This is a genomic window from Mycobacterium sp. D16Q16, from assembly GCF_002013745.1.
Lineage (GTDB): Bacteria > Actinomycetota > Actinomycetes > Mycobacteriales > Mycobacteriaceae > Mycobacterium.
Genome location: NZ_MAEY01000004.1, coordinates 171,398 through 186,696, shown reverse-complemented (window position 1 = coordinate 186,696; position 15,299 = coordinate 171,398). Strand labels below are relative to the sequence as shown.

Annotated in this window: 20 protein-coding genes and 1 pseudogene; 16 read left to right on the top strand and 5 right to left on the bottom strand. The window is 64.3% G+C overall.

The window, feature by feature from the left end:
• Positions 1 to 6 precede the first annotated feature (6 nt).
• The 3 genes from B4394_RS05395 to B4394_RS05385 are packed head-to-tail and all read left to right on the top strand — an operon-like array spanning position 7 to position 3,742.
• A complete protein-coding gene (locus tag B4394_RS05395) occupies positions 7 to 1,410 on the top strand; it encodes an ethanolamine ammonia-lyase subunit EutB (RefSeq protein WP_078308507.1) in 1,404 nt (467 codons plus the stop codon).
• The gene (eutC, locus tag B4394_RS05390; RefSeq protein ID WP_078308508.1) at positions 1,407 to 2,192 is read left to right on the top strand and encodes an ethanolamine ammonia-lyase subunit EutC; all 786 of its coding nucleotides are present in this window, start codon (positions 1,407 to 1,409) and stop codon (positions 2,190 to 2,192) included. Before B4394_RS05395 ends, eutC begins: the two co-directional genes overlap by 4 nt.
• 47 nt (positions 2,193 to 2,239) lie before the next feature.
• Positions 2,240 to 3,742, top strand: coding sequence for an acetyl-CoA acetyltransferase (locus B4394_RS05385; protein WP_078314443.1), 1,503 nt, complete (start codon positions 2,240 to 2,242; stop codon positions 3,740 to 3,742).
• 9 nt (positions 3,743 to 3,751) lie between these two features.
• On the opposite strand, the gene B4394_RS05380 is transcribed toward B4394_RS05385, so the two are convergent.
• From B4394_RS05380 to B4394_RS05365, 4 genes and pseudogenes are all read right to left on the bottom strand, one after another.
• The gene (locus tag B4394_RS05380; protein WP_078314442.1) at positions 3,752 to 5,008 is read right to left on the bottom strand and encodes a cytochrome P450; all 1,257 of its coding nucleotides are present in this window, start codon (positions 5,006 to 5,008) and stop codon (positions 3,752 to 3,754) included.
• A gap of 68 nt (positions 5,009 to 5,076) precedes the next feature.
• A complete protein-coding gene (locus tag B4394_RS05375) occupies positions 5,077 to 5,547 on the bottom strand; it encodes a hotdog fold domain-containing protein (RefSeq protein WP_078288748.1) in 471 nt (156 codons plus the stop codon).
• A 60-nt stretch (positions 5,548 to 5,607) separates the two neighbouring features.
• Positions 5,608 to 5,724: a pyridoxine 5'-phosphate oxidase C-terminal domain-containing protein gene (locus B4394_RS25905; RefSeq protein WP_078308511.1), complete on the bottom strand. Its 117-nt coding sequence runs from the start codon at positions 5,722 to 5,724 to the stop codon at positions 5,608 to 5,610.
• Positions 5,693 to 5,911, bottom strand: a pseudogene (locus B4394_RS05365) (pyridoxamine 5'-phosphate oxidase); the annotation flags it as partial. The gene B4394_RS25905 and the pseudogene B4394_RS05365, both read right to left, overlap by 32 nt.
• Before the next feature lie 373 nt (positions 5,912 to 6,284).
• Between B4394_RS05365 and rpsJ the strand changes: the two are divergent.
• The 11 genes from rpsJ to rpsQ are packed head-to-tail and all read left to right on the top strand — an operon-like array spanning position 6,285 to position 11,624.
• Positions 6,285 to 6,590, top strand: coding sequence for a 30S ribosomal protein S10 (gene rpsJ / locus B4394_RS05360; RefSeq protein WP_003883485.1), 306 nt, complete (start codon positions 6,285 to 6,287; stop codon positions 6,588 to 6,590).
• A gap of 14 nt (positions 6,591 to 6,604) precedes the next feature.
• Positions 6,605 to 7,258: a 50S ribosomal protein L3 gene (rplC, locus tag B4394_RS05355; protein WP_078288398.1), complete on the top strand. Its 654-nt coding sequence runs from the start codon at positions 6,605 to 6,607 to the stop codon at positions 7,256 to 7,258.
• Between the two features lie 14 nt (positions 7,259 to 7,272).
• Positions 7,273 to 7,914, top strand: coding sequence for a 50S ribosomal protein L4 (gene rplD / locus B4394_RS05350; RefSeq protein ID WP_078308561.1), 642 nt, complete (start codon positions 7,273 to 7,275; stop codon positions 7,912 to 7,914).
• The gene (gene rplW / locus B4394_RS05345) at positions 7,914 to 8,216 is read left to right on the top strand and encodes a 50S ribosomal protein L23 (RefSeq protein ID WP_070909387.1); all 303 of its coding nucleotides are present in this window, start codon (positions 7,914 to 7,916) and stop codon (positions 8,214 to 8,216) included. The genes rplD and rplW overlap by 1 nt, the downstream gene beginning before the upstream one ends.
• A 26-nt stretch (positions 8,217 to 8,242) precedes the next feature.
• A complete protein-coding gene (gene rplB, locus B4394_RS05340) occupies positions 8,243 to 9,079 on the top strand; it encodes a 50S ribosomal protein L2 (RefSeq protein WP_078288397.1) in 837 nt (278 codons plus the stop codon).
• Positions 9,080 to 9,088: 9 nt separating this feature from the next.
• Positions 9,089 to 9,370, top strand: coding sequence for a 30S ribosomal protein S19 (gene rpsS / locus B4394_RS05335; RefSeq protein ID WP_030096696.1), 282 nt, complete (start codon positions 9,089 to 9,091; stop codon positions 9,368 to 9,370).
• Positions 9,370 to 9,843: a 50S ribosomal protein L22 gene (rplV, locus tag B4394_RS05330; protein WP_078288396.1), complete on the top strand. Its 474-nt coding sequence runs from the start codon at positions 9,370 to 9,372 to the stop codon at positions 9,841 to 9,843. The genes rpsS and rplV overlap by 1 nt, the downstream gene beginning before the upstream one ends.
• Positions 9,843 to 10,667: a 30S ribosomal protein S3 gene (gene rpsC, locus B4394_RS05325; protein WP_078288395.1), complete on the top strand. Its 825-nt coding sequence runs from the start codon at positions 9,843 to 9,845 to the stop codon at positions 10,665 to 10,667. The genes rplV and rpsC overlap by 1 nt, the downstream gene beginning before the upstream one ends.
• 2 nt (positions 10,668 to 10,669) lie before the next feature.
• Entirely contained in the window at positions 10,670 to 11,086 is a 417-nt protein-coding gene (gene rplP / locus B4394_RS05320; RefSeq protein ID WP_030096699.1) for a 50S ribosomal protein L16, read from the top strand.
• Positions 11,086 to 11,322 (top strand): 50S ribosomal protein L29, encoded by a 237-nt coding sequence (gene rpmC, locus B4394_RS05315; protein ID WP_078288394.1) that lies wholly within the window; start codon positions 11,086 to 11,088, stop codon positions 11,320 to 11,322. The genes rplP and rpmC overlap by 1 nt, the downstream gene beginning before the upstream one ends.
• Entirely contained in the window at positions 11,319 to 11,624 is a 306-nt protein-coding gene (gene rpsQ / locus B4394_RS05310) for a 30S ribosomal protein S17 (RefSeq protein WP_078288393.1), read from the top strand. Before rpmC ends, rpsQ begins: the two co-directional genes overlap by 4 nt.
• 81 nt (positions 11,625 to 11,705) lie before the next feature.
• Here rpsQ and B4394_RS05305 read toward each other — a convergent pair whose 3' ends face one another.
• Positions 11,706 to 12,557, bottom strand: a complete 852-nt coding sequence (locus B4394_RS05305; RefSeq protein WP_078308562.1) for an alpha/beta fold hydrolase — start codon at positions 12,555 to 12,557, stop codon at positions 11,706 to 11,708.
• 173 nt (positions 12,558 to 12,730) lie between these two features.
• Here B4394_RS05305 and B4394_RS05300 point away from each other — a divergent pair, with 173 nt between their 5' ends.
• Together B4394_RS05300 and B4394_RS05295 are read left to right on the top strand one after the other, a co-directional pair.
• Positions 12,731 to 13,735, top strand: a complete 1,005-nt coding sequence (locus B4394_RS05300; RefSeq protein WP_078314440.1) for a cutinase family protein — start codon at positions 12,731 to 12,733, stop codon at positions 13,733 to 13,735.
• Positions 13,736 to 13,741: 6 nt separating this feature from the next.
• Positions 13,742 to 15,088 carry an MFS transporter gene (locus B4394_RS05295; protein ID WP_078314438.1) on the top strand — a complete coding sequence of 449 codons (1,347 nt, stop codon included), beginning with the start codon at positions 13,742 to 13,744 and terminating at the stop codon, positions 15,086 to 15,088.
• The last annotated feature ends 211 nt before the right edge of the window (positions 15,089 to 15,299 follow it).

Below are 15,299 nucleotides of genomic sequence, written 5' to 3'. Positions count from 1 at the left end.
CACATTATGAGTACCTTTCGCCACATCGTGGGGCCGGTCACGTACCAGTTCGGGTCGCTCGCCGAAGTTCTGGCGAAGGCCTCGCCGCCTCGGTCCGGTGACGAGCTCGCGGGCTGTGCGGCGCAGTCGGACGCCGAGCGGGCCGCCGCGCGCTGGGTGCTCGCCGAGGTACCGCTCGCGGACTTCCTGTCCGAGGAGATTGTTCCGTACGACACCGACGAGGTCACCCGGCTGATCATTGACAGTCACGATGCGGAGGCCTTCGCGGTGATCTCGCATCTCACCGTCGGCGATTTCCGCGATTGGTTACTGGAGACCATCACTAAACCCCATGGGGCGCAGTCGCTCAAGGATATTTCGCCCGGGTTGACCCCAGAGATGGTGGCGGCCGTCAGCAAGCTGATGCGCAATCAGGACCTCATTGCCGTCGGTGCCGCGGTGCGCAACCATAGTGCTTTTCGTACGACCATCGGACTGCCGGGCACGTTGGCGACCCGGTTGCAGCCCAATCACCCCACCGACGACGCGCGCGGTATTGCCGCCGCGACCCTCGACGGTCTGCTCCTGGGGTGCGGCGACGCCGTCATCGGCATCAACCCGGCGACCGATTCCCCGCATGCCGCAGCCGACCTGCTGCGCCTCATCGACGACATCCGCTTGAGATTCGACATCCCCACACAGTCGTGCGTGCTCGCGCACGTGACCACCACGATGGAGCTTATCGAGCGAAATCTGCCGGTGGACTTGGTGTTCCAGTCGATCGCTGGCACCGAAGGCGCTAACGAGAGTTTTGGGGTCAACCTGGCGCTGCTGCGTGAGGCGAATGAGGCCGGGCGTTCGTTGGCGCGGGGCACCGTGGGTAACAACGTTATGTATCTGGAGACAGGCCAGGGCTCGGCGCTCTCCGCCGGGGCGCATATCGGGGTGGGTGGCGTTGCGGTAGACCAGCAGACGCTGGAGGCCCGAGCGTATGCGGTCGCGCGCGAGGTGGAACCACTCCTGGTCAATACCGTCGTGGGATTTATTGGGCCGGAATATCTTTACGACGGGAAGCAGATCATCAGGGCTGGTCTGGAGGATCACTTCTGCGGCAAGCTGCTGGGGCTCCCGATGGGAGTGGATGTCTGCTACACCAATCACGCCGAGGCCGATTCGGATGACATGGACGTCCTGCTCACGGTGCTCACGGCCGCGGGGGTCGCGTTTGTCATCGCGGTGCCCGGGGCCGACGATGTCATGCTCGGCTACCAGAGCCTGTCCTTCCATGATGCGCTGTTCGCGCGCCGCACTTTCGGCTTGCGACCTGCCCCGGAGTTCAACGACTGGCTTGAACGCATGGGCATGCTGGAACGGGATGGGGGGCTGCGTGAAATCGCGGTCAACGACTCGCCGTTACGGGCCCTGCTATGAGTGATGTCGCGAACAACGGAGCGGCGCACGATATCTGGGATACCTTGCGCCGATCCACGCAGTCACGAATCGGGTTGGGACGCAGCGGTGATGCACTGCCCACCACGCGAGTCCTGGAGTTCGGGACCGCGCACGCTGCCGCTCGTGACGCGGTGCATACGCCCCTGGACGCGGGTGCCCTGGCAGGCCGGATCGACGGGCTCGGATTGGGCACGCCGCTGCTGGTGACCAGCCGGGCAGGCGATCGGTCCGAGTACCTGCGCCGCCCGGACCTGGGCCGGACGCCTGCCGATGGCGCGCTGGATTCGTTTGCGGATTCCGCCGCCGATATCGGCATCGTGCTGGCCGACGGTTTGTCTCCGCGGGCCCTCGATGACCACGGGGTTCAGCTGTTACAGGCGCTACACCAGCGACTTCGCGGATATTCGATCGCCCCGCTCGTCATCGCGACACAGGCGCGGGTTGCCCTCGGTGACCACATTGGCGTCGCACTTGGCGTCGACACCGTCCTGGTGCTCATCGGGGAACGTCCCGGACTCTCCGTCGCCGACAGCGTCGGGATATACCTCACGCACAATCCTGTTGTCGGATGCAGTGACGCACAACGTAATTGCGTGTCCAACATCCATCCGCCGGAAGGATTGGGCTACGACCAGGCGGCGCAGGTCGTTGCCGCCCTGGTGGCGGGCGCACGGGAGATCGGCCGATCAGGTGTTGCCCTCAAGGACATGACGGGTGCGGATAGTCAGATCGAGGGATCTGGGCCCGCTCTGTCCACGTAGCGGGGCGGCCCTCCGGGGCCAACCGGGTGGTTGGTTACCATCGGCTCATGGCCCTCGACCCTCGCACGCCGGTCCTCGTCGGTACCGGACAGGTCAACCAGCGGACAGACGCCGATACCCCGTTCTCCGAGATCGCCGAGCCCATCGATCTTATGGAGCGAGCGGCCCGGCTGGCGGCCGAGGATGCGGGGGCGGCTGATCTGCTCACCGCCATCGACACGGTGTCCGTGGCGAACATCTTCTCCTGGAAGTATCGCGACCCCGGGGTACTGCTCGGTGAACGTCTGGGTGCGGCGCCCAAGCGCACGTTCTACACCGGGCCCAGCGGCAACTCGCCGCAGCTGTTGGTTAACCACGCGGCCGCGGACATTCTTGCCGGGGACGCCGACGTGGTTCTCATCGGTGGCGCGGAGATGTGGCGGTCGCGCAATAAGATGATGGCTACCGGTGTACAGCCCACGTGGACCACTCAAGATGAATCCATCGCCGAACCAACCATTCTCGGCGGGCGTATGGATCAGGTGGGTGGCGCCGAGACCGCCATTGGCCTGATCTCTCCCGGCCACGTGTACCCGCTGTTCGAGCAGGCGATTCGGGTCGCCAACGGTGTATCCGTCGTCGACCATCGCGCCGCGATTGCTCAGTTGTGGCAGCGCTTCAACGCCGTGGCCGTGAACAACGTGCATGCCTGGTCTAACGATGCGTACACCGCCGAGGAGATCGCCACTCCCGGTCCGGACAATCGGTGGATCAGCTCGCCGTACACCAAGCTGATGAACTCCAACAACATGGTCGAGCAGGGGGCGGTACTGCTGCTCACCTCGCTAGAAACGGCGCAACGGCTCCGAATCCCGAAGGATCGCTGGATATTTCCGCTCGCCGGCAGCCAGGCCAACGACACCTTCGCGCTCAGTGAACGCGATGAACTGCATCGGTCTCCGGCCATCCGCCTTGCGGGTAAGCGCGTCTTCGATATCGCCGGTCTGGGAACCGATGGCGTGGACCTGATCGACATCTATTCGTGTTTCCCCTCGGCGGTGCAGGTCGCGGCCACCGAGCTGGGGCTGGCGCTCGATGACCCGGCACGGCCGCTCACGGTCACCGGTGGACTGACGTTCGCCGGCGGCCCGTGGTGCAACTACGTCACCCACTCCATTGCCACCATGGCCGAGCGGCTGCGCGAGCGTCCCGGGGCGAAGGGGCTGATCACGGCCAATGGCGGGTATCTCACCAAGCATGCGTTCGGAATCTACGGAACCGAGCCGCCCGCATCCGGTTTCAGGTACGAGGACGTGCAGTCCGAGGTCGACCGGGAGCCCAGAACCGCGGCGGCCGACGGTTATTCGGGTGCGGCGACCGTCGAGGCCTGGACCGTCAACTATGGACGAGACGGATCGCCGTTCCAGACGTTCGTGAGCGTGCGTACCCCGACCGGGGCGCGTACCTTCGCCAAGATCGACGACCGCGATGCGGCGGCCCAGCTCGTGGACACCGATATCGCCGGTGCGTCAATCGAAGTCGCGGCGGATGGTTCCGCGCGGCTTAACTGATAGTCGCCGTCACCGCAGGGCGTAGCGGATCGGCAGGTGTTTGATACCGCCGACGAATATGGTCGACGTCCGCTCGACATTCCCATCGATCTCGATGGACTCCAGCCGGGGGAGTAGCGCCGAAAAGAAGCTGTTGACCTCCATCCGGGCCAGTGCCGCTCCTAGGCAGAAGTGCACACCGAACCCGAATGCCAAGTGTTTGTTGGGGTCTCGTCCCACGTCGAAGGTGAACGGACTGGCGAAGGTGTCCTCGTCGCGGTTACCCGAGGGGTAGGACAGCAGCACCGAATCGCCTTCGGCGATGGGTACTCCACGAATCTCGGTATCGGCGGTCGCTGTTCGCATAAATTCCTTGACCGGTGTCACCCAGCGGATCATCTCGTCGACCGCCAGGGGCATGAGCTCGGGGTTCTCGCGCAGTCGAGCGAGCTGGTCTGGATGCTGCAGAAGTGCTTCCAGCCCACCGGCAATCGTGGCACTGGTGGTGTCGTGTCCGGCGGTGGCGATGATTGTGTAGTACGACGCGATGTCGACATCGGAGAGCGGCTCACCATCAACCTTGGCGTTCGCGATGGTCGACGCCAGGTCGCCGGTGGGGTTTTCACGCCGGGATGCGGTGAGCCCGCTGAAGTATCCGAAGAAATCCAGTAGCGCCAGCAGTTGCTCCTCCGGAGTTGCACCGCGCTGGAATTCCGTGTCGTCGCCGCCGAAGAGTTCCTGGGTGAGCTTGAGCATCCGGTCGAAATCCGATTCGGGAATGCCGAGCAGCGACATGATGACGTAGAGGGGAAAGTGCACGGCGACATCCTGGGCGAAGTCGCAGGTTCCGCCGGCCTCCATCAGCTTGTTCACATATCGTGCGGCCAGCTCGTCGGTGCGGATCTTCATGTCCCGCATTGCCTTTGGCCGAAACCAGTCGGCTCCGATGGCGCGCAGAACGCGGTGTTTGGGGTCGTCGATATGGACAAGGGTTTTGAGCTCGATGCCCATCGCCGCCTGCCGGTCGAGCTCGGCTTCCTGCTCGAGGTTCATCAACAGCGGACGCGGTTCGTTGATCCAGAGCGTGTTGTCGCGCTCGACGTCCATGATGTCGTCGTGCTTGGTGACCGCCCAGAACGGTCGGTAGTTGTCGGTAACGACCTTCGCCACGGGTTGTTCACGCCGTAGCAGGGTCAGCGCGTCGTGCAGACGGGGCTCGTCTGCGTAAGCGGTCGGATCGGCCAAGAGTCGGCCGGCGTCTTCGATTTCGGATAGTGCAGTGGCCATAGCCGGAGTGTGCGCGCGGCACACCATAGATTTGGCCGTAACGGCCGAATCGGGCCGCCGGATGCGGGCTAGGCGGGGGTCACCCAGGTGGTGATCTCTGCCTTCACCACTTCCTTGCCGTCGCGGTCGGTGATGCTGATCGGCACAACGACATCGGTGCCCTCGGTGATCGAGGCGAAGTCGAGGCCCTCCAGCTTGGCGACCGCGCGTAGCGAGGTGGTGGCCTTGCCGAGGTACTGCACGTTCATCGCCTTGGGAATCCAGCGATGCGAGGACGGGGTGGTGGCCTCCATCAGCATCCCCATCGCGACCTCGGCCAGGTTGCACGCGGCGATCGCGTGGAAGGTCTTGAGGTGGTTGTAGACGAAGTACCACTTGGGGGCGGTCACCTCGCAGTAGCCCGGCTCCATCCGGTGCACGTGCGGCACCACTGAGGCGAAGTAGGGGACACGGGCCATCATGGCGGCGGAGAACAGGGCGGAGCCGCCGGGCTTGTTCTGCAGACGCTGCCAGATTTTGTAGGTCGGAGATGCACTCACGTCACGTACCTTACTCGAAAGTAAGATGACATCGAACACGCACATCAACCAGCTCCTCGATCACGGCCAGAGCTGCGTGCGCTCCCATCCGTCATCAGTGCGCTGATAGCCGATGCGCAGGTGCTTGCGGTCGGGGGAGCCCTGCCAGAACGCGTGCGCGCGGCGCACCCTGGGCATCGACCGTCGAGATCGTCATGGCGTGCGGCTCCGGTACGCCGGCCCGCGCTGCTTGCTCTATCCACTCGACGAACAAGGGGAGCGGTTCGGCGGGGGCGCCATCGATATTGAACGGTGGGGCGCTGCCGGAGAGGACGGGCAGTGCCCGCAGAAATGAACGCCCTCCGTCGGCCTCCGGCCAGCGCACGTCACAACCTCCTCAACGAATCTTGCACTAGCGTTCCAGACGTCTTCGGATTCGCAGGTCAAGGGCTCCCAGTTGGCGCTGCCGGGTGGGTACAGCAGGGATTTGGCCGCAGCCGCGGGATAAGGCATACTGTTCGGGTTGCCGTGAACCGGTTGCGACGCTCTTTGTGGCGCGCGAACGGGTACGGCGAACTACAGCGCCCTTACGGGCGCGTCGGCCCGGTCCAAGCGACGAGAATTTTCGACGCGGACGACTGCGCGCGAGGGCGACACGCCCGACCGCGGGGGTCGGTGAACTAAGACAGGTAAACAGCGGCGGTACCGGGTTGTGCGCTTCGGCGTGCTCCGGACCAGTGATAGTAGAGGTAGGAAGCGTGGCGGGACAGAAGATCCGCATCAGGCTCAAGGCCTACGACCATGAGGCCATTGATGCCTCTGCGCGCAAGATTGTTGAGACGGTGACCCGTACCGGCGCGAGTGTCGTTGGACCTGTGCCGCTGCCAACCGAGAAGAACGTGTATTGCGTTATTCGGTCGCCGCACAAGTACAAGGATTCGCGCGAGCATTTCGAGATGCGCACCCACAAGCGGCTCATCGACATCCTCGACCCGACGCCCAAGACGGTTGACGCGCTTATGCGCATCGACCTGCCGGCCAGCGTCGACGTGAACATCCAGTAGGAGAACCAGAAACCATGGCAAGAAAAGGAATTCTGGGCACCAAGCTGGGTATGACACAGGTGTTCGACGACAACAACCGGGTTGTTCCGGTGACCGTCGTCAAGGCCGGACCCAATGTGGTGACCCGCATCCGCACCCAGGAGCAGGACGGCTACAGCGCCATCCAGCTCGCATTCGGTGAGATCAGTCCGCGCAAGGTGACCAAGCCGGTCACCGGCCAGTTCAGTGCTGCGGGTATCAACCCCCGTCGCCACCTGGCCGAGCTCCGTCTGGACGACGAGGCTGCTGCCGCGGAGTACGAGGTCGGCCAGGAGCTGACCGCCGAGATCTTCAGTGACGGCGCCTATGTCGACGTCACCGGAACCTCGAAGGGCAAGGGCTTCGCCGGAACCATGAAGCGTCACGGCTTCAGCGGTCAGGGCGCGAGCCACGGTGCACAGGCCGTGCACCGTCGTCCCGGCTCGATCGGTGGCTGCGCCACCCCGGGCCGTGTCTTCAAGGGCACGCGGATGTCCGGACGTATGGGTAGCGATCGCGTCACCACGCAGAACCTGGTGGTGCACAAGGTTGATGCTGAGAACGGCGTACTGCTGATCAAGGGTGCCATCCCCGGACGTAAGGGTGGCCTGGTTGTGGTCCGCACCGCTGTCAAGCGAGGTGAGAAGTAGTGTCTGAGGATTTTTTGAAGATCGCAGTCAAGGCTCCGGGTGGCAAGACGGACGGCTCCATCGAGCTGCCGGCCGAATTGTTCGACGCCCCAGCCAATATCGCGCTGCTGCACCAGGTGGTGACCGCTCAGCTGGCCGCAGGCCGTCAGGGCACCCACTCCACCAAGACGCGTGGTCTGGTGTCCGGTGGTGGCAAGAAGCCCTACCGGCAGAAGGGAACCGGCCGTGCCCGTCAGGGTTCGACCCGCGCCCCGCAGTTCGCCGGTGGTGGCGTTGTCCACGGCCCGCAGCCGCGTGACTACAGCCAGCGGACGCCCAAGAAGATGATCGCCGCCGCCCTGCGCGGTGCGCTGTCTGACCGGGCTCGCAACGGCCGGATCCACGCCATCACTGAACTGGTTGCCGGGCAGGAGCCCTCGACCAAGAGCGCCAAGGCGTTCCTGGCCGAGATCACCGACCGCAAGCAGGTGCTGGTGGTGCTGGGCCGCGACGATCTGACTTCGGTCAAGAGCGTCCGGAACCTGCCGAACGTGCATGTGCTGGCCTACGACCAGCTCAACACCTATGACGTGCTGAAGGCCGATGACCTGGTGTTCAGCGTCGAGGCCCTCAACGGCTTCATCAACGCCAAGAAGAAAGAGGAGGTGTCGGCCTGATGGCAACCATCGCTGACCCCCGCGACATCATCCTGGCCCCGGTGATCTCGGAGAAGTCGTACTCGTTGATCGAAGACAACGTGTACACCTTCGTTGTCCACCCGGACTCGAACAAGACGCAGATCAAGATCGCCATCGAGCAGATCTTCAGCGTCAAGGTCTCCTCGGTGAACACCGCCAACCGGCAGGGCAAGCGCAAGCGCACCCGCACCGGTTTCGGACAGCGCAAGAGCACCAAGCGCGCCATCGTCACCCTGGCACCGGGCAGCAAGCCGATCGACCTGTTTGGAGCCCCCGCGTAGTCGGGGAGTAGAGGACTAGAGAAGACATGGCTATTCGCAAGTACAAGCCGACGACCCCCGGTCGCCGCGGCTCGAGCGTCGCCGATTTCTCGGAGATCACTCGCTCGACTCCCGAGAAGTCGCTGGTTCGCCCGCTGCACGGCACCGGTGGTCGTAACGCCCACGGCCGCATCACCACTCGTCACAAGGGTGGCGGCCACAAGCGTGCCTACCGGCTGATTGATTTCCGTCGCCACGACAAGGACGGCGTCAACGCCAAGGTCGCGCACATCGAGTACGACCCCAACCGCACCGCGCGCATCGCGCTGCTGCACTTCCTGGATGGCGAGAAGCGTTACATCATCGCGCCGGTCGGGCTTTCGCAGGGTGACGTGGTGGAGTCGGGCGCCAACGCCGACATCAAGCCGGGCAACAACCTGCCGTTGCGCAATATCCCGACGGGTACCACCGTGCACGCCGTCGAGCTGCGTCCCGGTGGTGGAGCCAAGATGGCCCGCTCTGCCGGTGCCGGTATCCAGCTGCTGGGCAAGGAAGGCGCTTACGCCTCCCTGCGTATGCCCAGCGGTGAGATCCGCCGTGTCGACGTGCGCTGCCGCGCCACCGTCGGCGAGGTCGGCAACGCCGAGCAGGGCAACATCAACTGGGGTAAGGCCGGCCGTATGCGGTGGAAGGGCAAGCGCCCCACTGTCCGTGGTGTCGTGATGAACCCGGTCGACCACCCGCACGGTGGTGGTGAAGGTAAGACCTCCGGTGGTCGTCACCCGGTGAGCCCGTGGGGCAAGCCCGAAGGCCGCACCCGCAAGCCGAACAAGGCGAGCGACAAGCTCATCGTCCGTCGCCGGCGCACCGGCAAGAAGCGCTAGGAGTAAGCGATGCCACGCAGCCTTAAGAAGGGCCCGTTCATCGACGACCATCTGCTCAAGAAGGTCGACGTACAGAACGAGAAGAACACCAAGCAGGTCATCAAGACCTGGTCGCGTCGGTCGACCATCATCCCCGACTTCATCGGCCACACCTTCGCGGTGCATGACGGGCGCAAGCACGTTCCCGTCTTCGTCACCGAAGCGATGGTCGGTCACAAGCTGGGCGAGTTCGCCCCGACGCGGACCTTCAAGGGTCATATCAAGGACGACCGAAAGAGCAAGCGGCGCTAATGACTACAACGACTGAATACCCATCGGCCAAGGCCGTTGCACGGTTCGTGCGGGTCTCGCCGACCAAGGCACGCCGGGTCATTGACTTGGTGCGCGGCAAGCCTGTCGCCGTCGCCATCGACATCCTGCGGTGGGCACCGCAGGCGGCCAGCGAGCCGGTGGCCAAGGTCATCGCCAGCGCTGCCGCCAACGCGCAGAACAACGACGGTCTGGATCCCTCCACCCTGGTGGTGTCGGAGATCTTCGCCGACGAGGGCCCGACCGCTAAGCGCATCCGTCCCCGCGCGCAGGGTCGTGCGTTCCGGATCCGCAAGCGCACCAGCCACATCACCGTGGTGGTGGAGAGCCGTCCCAAGTCCGAGAAGGGCGGTAAGGCCGGAACTTCACAGGCCGCCGCTCGTGCCCGCCGGGCCGAGGGCTCGAAGGCTGCCGCCAACAAGACCACCGCTGAGGCGAAGGGAGGCTCGCGCTAGTGGGCCAGAAGATCAATCCGCACGGTTTCCGGCTCGGTATCACCACCGACTGGAAGTCCCGCTGGTACGCCGACAAGCAGTACGCGGACTATGTCAAGGAAGACGTGGCGATCCGCCGCCTGCTGGCCACTGGCCTGGAGCGTGCCGGCATCGCCAAGGTGGAGATCGAGCGCACCCGTGACCGGGTTCGCGTCGACATCCACACCGCGCGTCCCGGCATCGTCATCGGCCGTCGTGGCACGGAGGCCGACCGCATCCGCGCCGACCTGGAGAAGCTGACCAAGAAGCAGGTGCAGCTGAACATCCTCGAGGTGAAGAATCCCGAGGCTGAGGCACAGCTGGTTGCCCAGGGTGTCGCCGAGCAGCTCTCGAATCGTGTGGCGTTCCGGCGCGCGATGCGCAAGGCCATCCAGTCGGCCATGCGTCAGCCGAACGTCAAGGGCATCCGGGTGCAGTGCTCGGGCCGCCTCGGCGGTGCTGAGATGAGCCGCTCGGAGTTCTACCGCGAGGGTCGGGTGCCGCTGCACACGCTGCGTGCCGATATCGACTACGGCCTGTACGAAGCCAAGACCACCTTCGGCCGGATCGGCGTGAAGGTCTGGATCTACAAGGGCGACATCGTCGGTGGCAAGCGTGAGCTCGCCGCCGCGGTGGCCGCGCCTGCCGGTGACCGTCCGCGCCGTGAGCGTCCGGCCGGTGCCCGTCCGCGTCGTAGCGGCGCATCGGGTACCACCGCGACGAGCACCGAGGCCGGCCGTGCCGCCGCAGAGACCCCTGCCTCGGACGGTGCTAGCGCGCCGTCCGCAGAAACCACGGAGAGCTAAACATGCTGATTCCCCGTAAGGTCAAGCACCGCAAGCAGCATCACCCGAAGAAGAAGGGCACCGCCTCGGGCGGTACCACTGTTGCCTTCGGTGACTACGGCATTCAGGCGCTGGGCCATGCATACATCACGAACCGGCAGATCGAGTCCGCTCGTATCGCCATCAACCGGCACATCAAGCGTGGCGGCAAGGTCTGGATCAACATCTTCCCGGACCGCCCGCTGACCAAGAAGCCTGCCGAAACCCGCATGGGTTCCGGTAAGGGTTCGCCGGAGTGGTGGGTTGCGAACGTCAAGCCCGGTCGTGTGCTGTTCGAGTTGAGCTACCCGAACGAGGAGACCGCCCGCGAAGCTTTGACGCGCGCGATCCACAAGCTGCCGATCAAGGCGCGCATCATCACACGAGAGGAGCAGTTCTGATGGCAGTGGGAATTTCCGCTGGCGAACTGCGGGAAAGCAACGAGGACGAGCTGATCACCAAGCTGCGTGAGTCCAAGGAAGAGCTGTTCAATCTGCGCTTCCAGATGGCCACCGGTCAGCTCGCCAACAACCGTCGGCTGCGTGCGGTGCGCCAGGAGATCGCGCGCATCTACACGGTAATGCGTGAGCGCGAGCTCGGATTGGCCGCAGGACCCGATAGCGAGGACAGCAAGTGAGCGAGACCAAGAAGGCCGCCGGGCCTAAGCACACCCCGGCCACCGAGCAGCCGCGTGGGCGTCGTAAGACCGCCATCGGTTACGTCGTCTCGGACAAGATGCAGAAGACCATCGTGGTCGAGCTCGAGTCCCGTGCACGGCACGCCCTGTACGGCAAGATCATCCGCACCACGTCGAAGGTCAAGGCCCACGACGAGAACGGTGACGCCGGTGTCGGCGACCGCGTCTCGCTGATGGAGACTCGTCCGACGTCGGCCACCAAGCGGTGGCGCCTGGTCGAGGTTCTCGAAAAGGCCAAGTAAGCAGATACGCAAAAAGCGCGCCGTTCCCGAAGGGGGCGGCGCGCTTTTTGCTTTGGGGGAGTAGCCCCGCGCATTGAGCGTTTAGCGGCGCAGGAAGTCCACGACGGTCTGCTCGAAGGCCTGCTTGGCTTCGATCATCACCCAGTGGCCGCTGTTGGGGAAGATATGCAGTTCGGCGTTGGGGATGAGTCGCATCGGCACGATCGCCATGTCCGGCGGGCTGACTCTGTCATCGCGGCCCCAGGTGAGCAGGGTCGGGCACTTGATCTTGTGCATCATCGCCCAGTACGGCGCGATATCGGCGTTCGCGAGGAACTGCTGTTGCATCGCAAAGGCTTTGGAGCCGTACATCAGCTGCGCGGTCTTATGTGCATCCGGATTGATCGCGGCTTCCCAACGCTCCTCGATGAGCTCCTCGGTGACGACGGCGGGGTTCCACACCATCGAGTTGAGCCAGCGGACCAGCTTGTCGCGGTCGGGGTTGTCGGTGAACTCCTGCAGCAGGCGCAGGCCCTCGCTGGGGCTCGGGCTGAAGATGTTCGGTCCGACACCGCCGATGGTGACGAGCTTGGTGACGCGGTCGGGGTGCTTGATCGCCAGATTGATGCCGACGACTCCGCCCATCGAGTTTCCGACGATGGCGGCGGACTCGATACCGAGGCCGTCCATGAACCGGATCACCGAGGCGCCGGCCGTCAGGACGGGGTGTCCCTGCACGGCATCGCTGACGCCGAACCCGGGAAACTCCAGGACGTAGGTATGGAAATGCTTGGCGAAAACCTCGAGGTTCCCGCGGTAATTGCGCCATCCCGTCACACCGGGGCCGGAGCCGTGCAGCAAGATCAGCGGCTCGCCCTCACCGGCCTCGTGATAGCGCAGCACGCCCTGATCGGTGGCCAGTTCTTTCTTGGTGCCCTCGTATGTCACGTCCACCACATAAGAGTAGAACGTGTTTCAGTTTCGGGTGACGGCGGTGCCCTCTGAGTGGGCAAGGCACGCGGGGACTCCGCCACGCGGATTAGGTGCGAGTAAGGGGCCGGTAAGAGTCGTTTTCGGATGCCGCCAACTTCTGTCAATGTGCGGGCAGACCTGTCTACGCTGGACGAATGAACCGATACGTCAAGCGTGGATCGGTCGGGGTTTCGATTTTCGCGGTGTCCGCGGCGGCCGCCGCGGTGCTCGCCACACACACGGAGAGCTCTCCAACCGCTCGCGCGGCGGGCTGTCCCGATGTGGATGTGTCCTTCGCGCGCGGGACCAACGACACACCCGGGCTCGGCGATGTCGGGAAGGCGGTCACCGACGAAATCGTTGATCGGCTCCCCGGTAAGAACGTCGAGATCTATGCGGTCAATTATCCGGCGAGCTTCGACTGGGTCCGTGCCGGCGACGGAGCCAATGACATGAGCTTCCACGTCCAGGAAGTGGCGCGGAACTGCCCGAACACCCAGTTCGTGCTCGGGGGCTTTTCCCAGGGCGCGGCGGTCGTCGACGTGCTGTTCGGTAAGAACGGGACGGGGCTTACTTTCAATAATCCGCTTCCGGCCGATCTTGAAAAGCGTGTCGCCGCAATCGTATTGATCGGGAACCCCAAGAACTGGCAGGTTGCCGGCATGAATCTGGACCTGGAGATCAGGGATGACCAGCGCAGCAAGGTCATCGACATCTGCAACCCCGGTGACGGGATCTGTGATCCGGCCGGCGGCGGGCTGGGTCCGCACATGCAGTACAAATCGGACGGGTCGGCCGATCGTGCCGCCGATTTCGTCGCCAGCCGCCTGACCGCCGTCGCTGCCAGCAGTAGCGCGGCGGCCGCTTCCAGCAGCAGTTCCACGAGCACTTCCGGCGCCCCGGCTTCAACGTCTAAGAGCGCCCAGCCGTTGAGCGGAACGACGACACCGCCCACCTCGTCCGCTGCGCCGCAGCCCTCGTCGTCCACACCAAAGCCGGTAGCGGCGACACCGACGCGAAAGGCGCCGGCGTGGATGATGCCGGCGACCGACGGCCCGGCGCCCGATGCTCCTGCGGCAGTGGCATCGACCAGCAGCATCCCTGCGCCCGATCCAGGTCGGCACGGCCCGCCGCCGGGTCCGGCATCCGGTGGTCAGTAAGCCTGCATGACCGTTTCGACTGCTGACACGCCAACTCCTTCGGGCCGGGCTGACACTCGCCGCGCCATCTGGAACACCATCAGAGGGTCGTCCGGCAACCTCGTCGAGTGGTACGACGTCTACGTCTACACCGTCTTCGCGATGTACTTCGAGAAGCAATTCTTCGATGAGGCCGACCAGAACTCGACGGTGTACGTGTACGCGATCTTCGCGGTCACGTTCATCACCCGGCCAGTGGGCTCGTGGTTCTTCGGCAGGTTCGCCGACCGGCACGGCCGCCGTGCCGCGCTGACCATCAGCGTCTCGTTGATGGCGGCCTGCTCCATGGTCATCGCCTTGGTGCCCTCGCGCACCAGCATCGGAATGGCCGCGCCGATCGTGCTGATCCTGTGCAGACTGGTCCAGGGTTTCGCGACCGGTGGCGAGTACGGCACCTCGGCCACCTACATGTCCGAGGCCGCCACCCGTGAGCGGCGCGGTTTCTTCTCGTCGTTCCAGTACGTGACGCTGGTGGGCGGCCATGTGCTTGCCCAATTCACGCTGCTGATCATTCTGACGGTCTTCGACAAGGAGCAGGTTCACGAATTCGGTTGGCGCATAGCCTTTGCCGTGGGAGGTGTGGCCGCGATAGTCGTGTACTGGTTGCGGCGCACCATGGACGAATCGCTCAGCGACGAACAGCTGGCGGCCATCAAGGCTGGTGAGGACACCAGTTCGGGGTCGATGCGGGAGCTGCTCACTCGGTACTGGCGACCACTGGTGCTGTGCTTCCTCATCACGATGGGCGGCACCCTCGCGTTCTACACCTACAGCGTCAACGCGCCGGCGATCGTCAAGACCGCCTACAAGGACCAGGCCATGACCGCCACCTGGATCAACTTGGCGGGACTCATCTTCCTGATGCTGCTGCAACCCATCGGCGGGATCATCAGCGACAAGGTGGGCCGCAGGCCGCTGCTGCTGTGGTTCGGCTTCGGGGGACTCATCTACACCTATGTCCTCATCACGTACCTGCCCCAGACGCGGTCGCCCATCGCGTCATTTCTGTTGGTGGCCGGCGCCTACGTGATCTTGACCGGATACACCTCCATCAATGCACTGGTTAAGTCCGAACTGTTTCCGTCTCATGTGCGCGCACTCGGCGTAGGTGTGGGCTACGCGCTGGCGAACTCGGTGTTCGGCGGGACGGCGCCCCTGATCTACCAAACCCTCAAGGAACACGGTCAGGTGCCGTTGTTCATCGGGTACGTCACGGTGTGCATCGCGATTTCCCTGGTGGTCTACCTGTTCTTCCTTACCAACAAGTCGGAGACCTACCTGGACCGCGAGCAGGGCTCGGCGTTCCAGCGATAGAGTGCTCGGCGAGGGGAGTGCGCGAAGCGGCGCGGATTTGTATCCGACCTGCAGGTTCGCCTACACTAGGGCGGTTGTCTTGTGGGTGCTTGGCGCCCGGGGGCAGGTAGGCATTCCCACCAGGTGAAAACCGGGGATGACGCGTGCCCTGGAGACAACATGACCGCGTGTGTCGGGTCGGAATCCGGCACACATCCACTTCCAGGTCACG

Coding starts and splice junctions, on each gene's coding strand:
- B4394_RS05395 (WP_078308507.1), top strand. CDS start 7: ATGAGTACCTTTCGCCACATCGTGGGGCCGGTCACGTACCAGTTCGGG.
- eutC (WP_078308508.1), top strand. CDS start 1,407: ATGAGTGATGTCGCGAACAACGGAGCGGCGCACGATATCTGGGATACC.
- B4394_RS05385 (WP_078314443.1), top strand. CDS start 2,240: ATGGCCCTCGACCCTCGCACGCCGGTCCTCGTCGGTACCGGACAGGTC.
- B4394_RS05380 (WP_078314442.1), bottom strand. CDS start 5,008: ATGGCCACTGCACTATCCGAAATCGAAGACGCCGGCCGACTCTTGGCC.
- B4394_RS25905 (WP_078308511.1), bottom strand. CDS start 5,724: ATGCCCAGGGTGCGCCGCGCGCACGCGTTCTGGCAGGGCTCCCCCGAC.
- rplC (WP_078288398.1), top strand. CDS start 6,605: ATGGCAAGAAAAGGAATTCTGGGCACCAAGCTGGGTATGACACAGGTG.
- rplW (WP_070909387.1), top strand. CDS start 7,914: ATGGCAACCATCGCTGACCCCCGCGACATCATCCTGGCCCCGGTGATC.
- rplB (WP_078288397.1), top strand. CDS start 8,243: ATGGCTATTCGCAAGTACAAGCCGACGACCCCCGGTCGCCGCGGCTCG.
- rpsS (WP_030096696.1), top strand. CDS start 9,089: ATGCCACGCAGCCTTAAGAAGGGCCCGTTCATCGACGACCATCTGCTC.
- rplV (WP_078288396.1), top strand. CDS start 9,370: ATGACTACAACGACTGAATACCCATCGGCCAAGGCCGTTGCACGGTTC.
- rplP (WP_030096699.1), top strand. CDS start 10,670: ATGCTGATTCCCCGTAAGGTCAAGCACCGCAAGCAGCATCACCCGAAG.
- rpmC (WP_078288394.1), top strand. CDS start 11,086: ATGGCAGTGGGAATTTCCGCTGGCGAACTGCGGGAAAGCAACGAGGAC.
- B4394_RS05300 (WP_078314440.1), top strand. CDS start 12,731: ATGAACCGATACGTCAAGCGTGGATCGGTCGGGGTTTCGATTTTCGCG.
- B4394_RS05295 (WP_078314438.1), top strand. CDS start 13,742: ATGACCGTTTCGACTGCTGACACGCCAACTCCTTCGGGCCGGGCTGAC.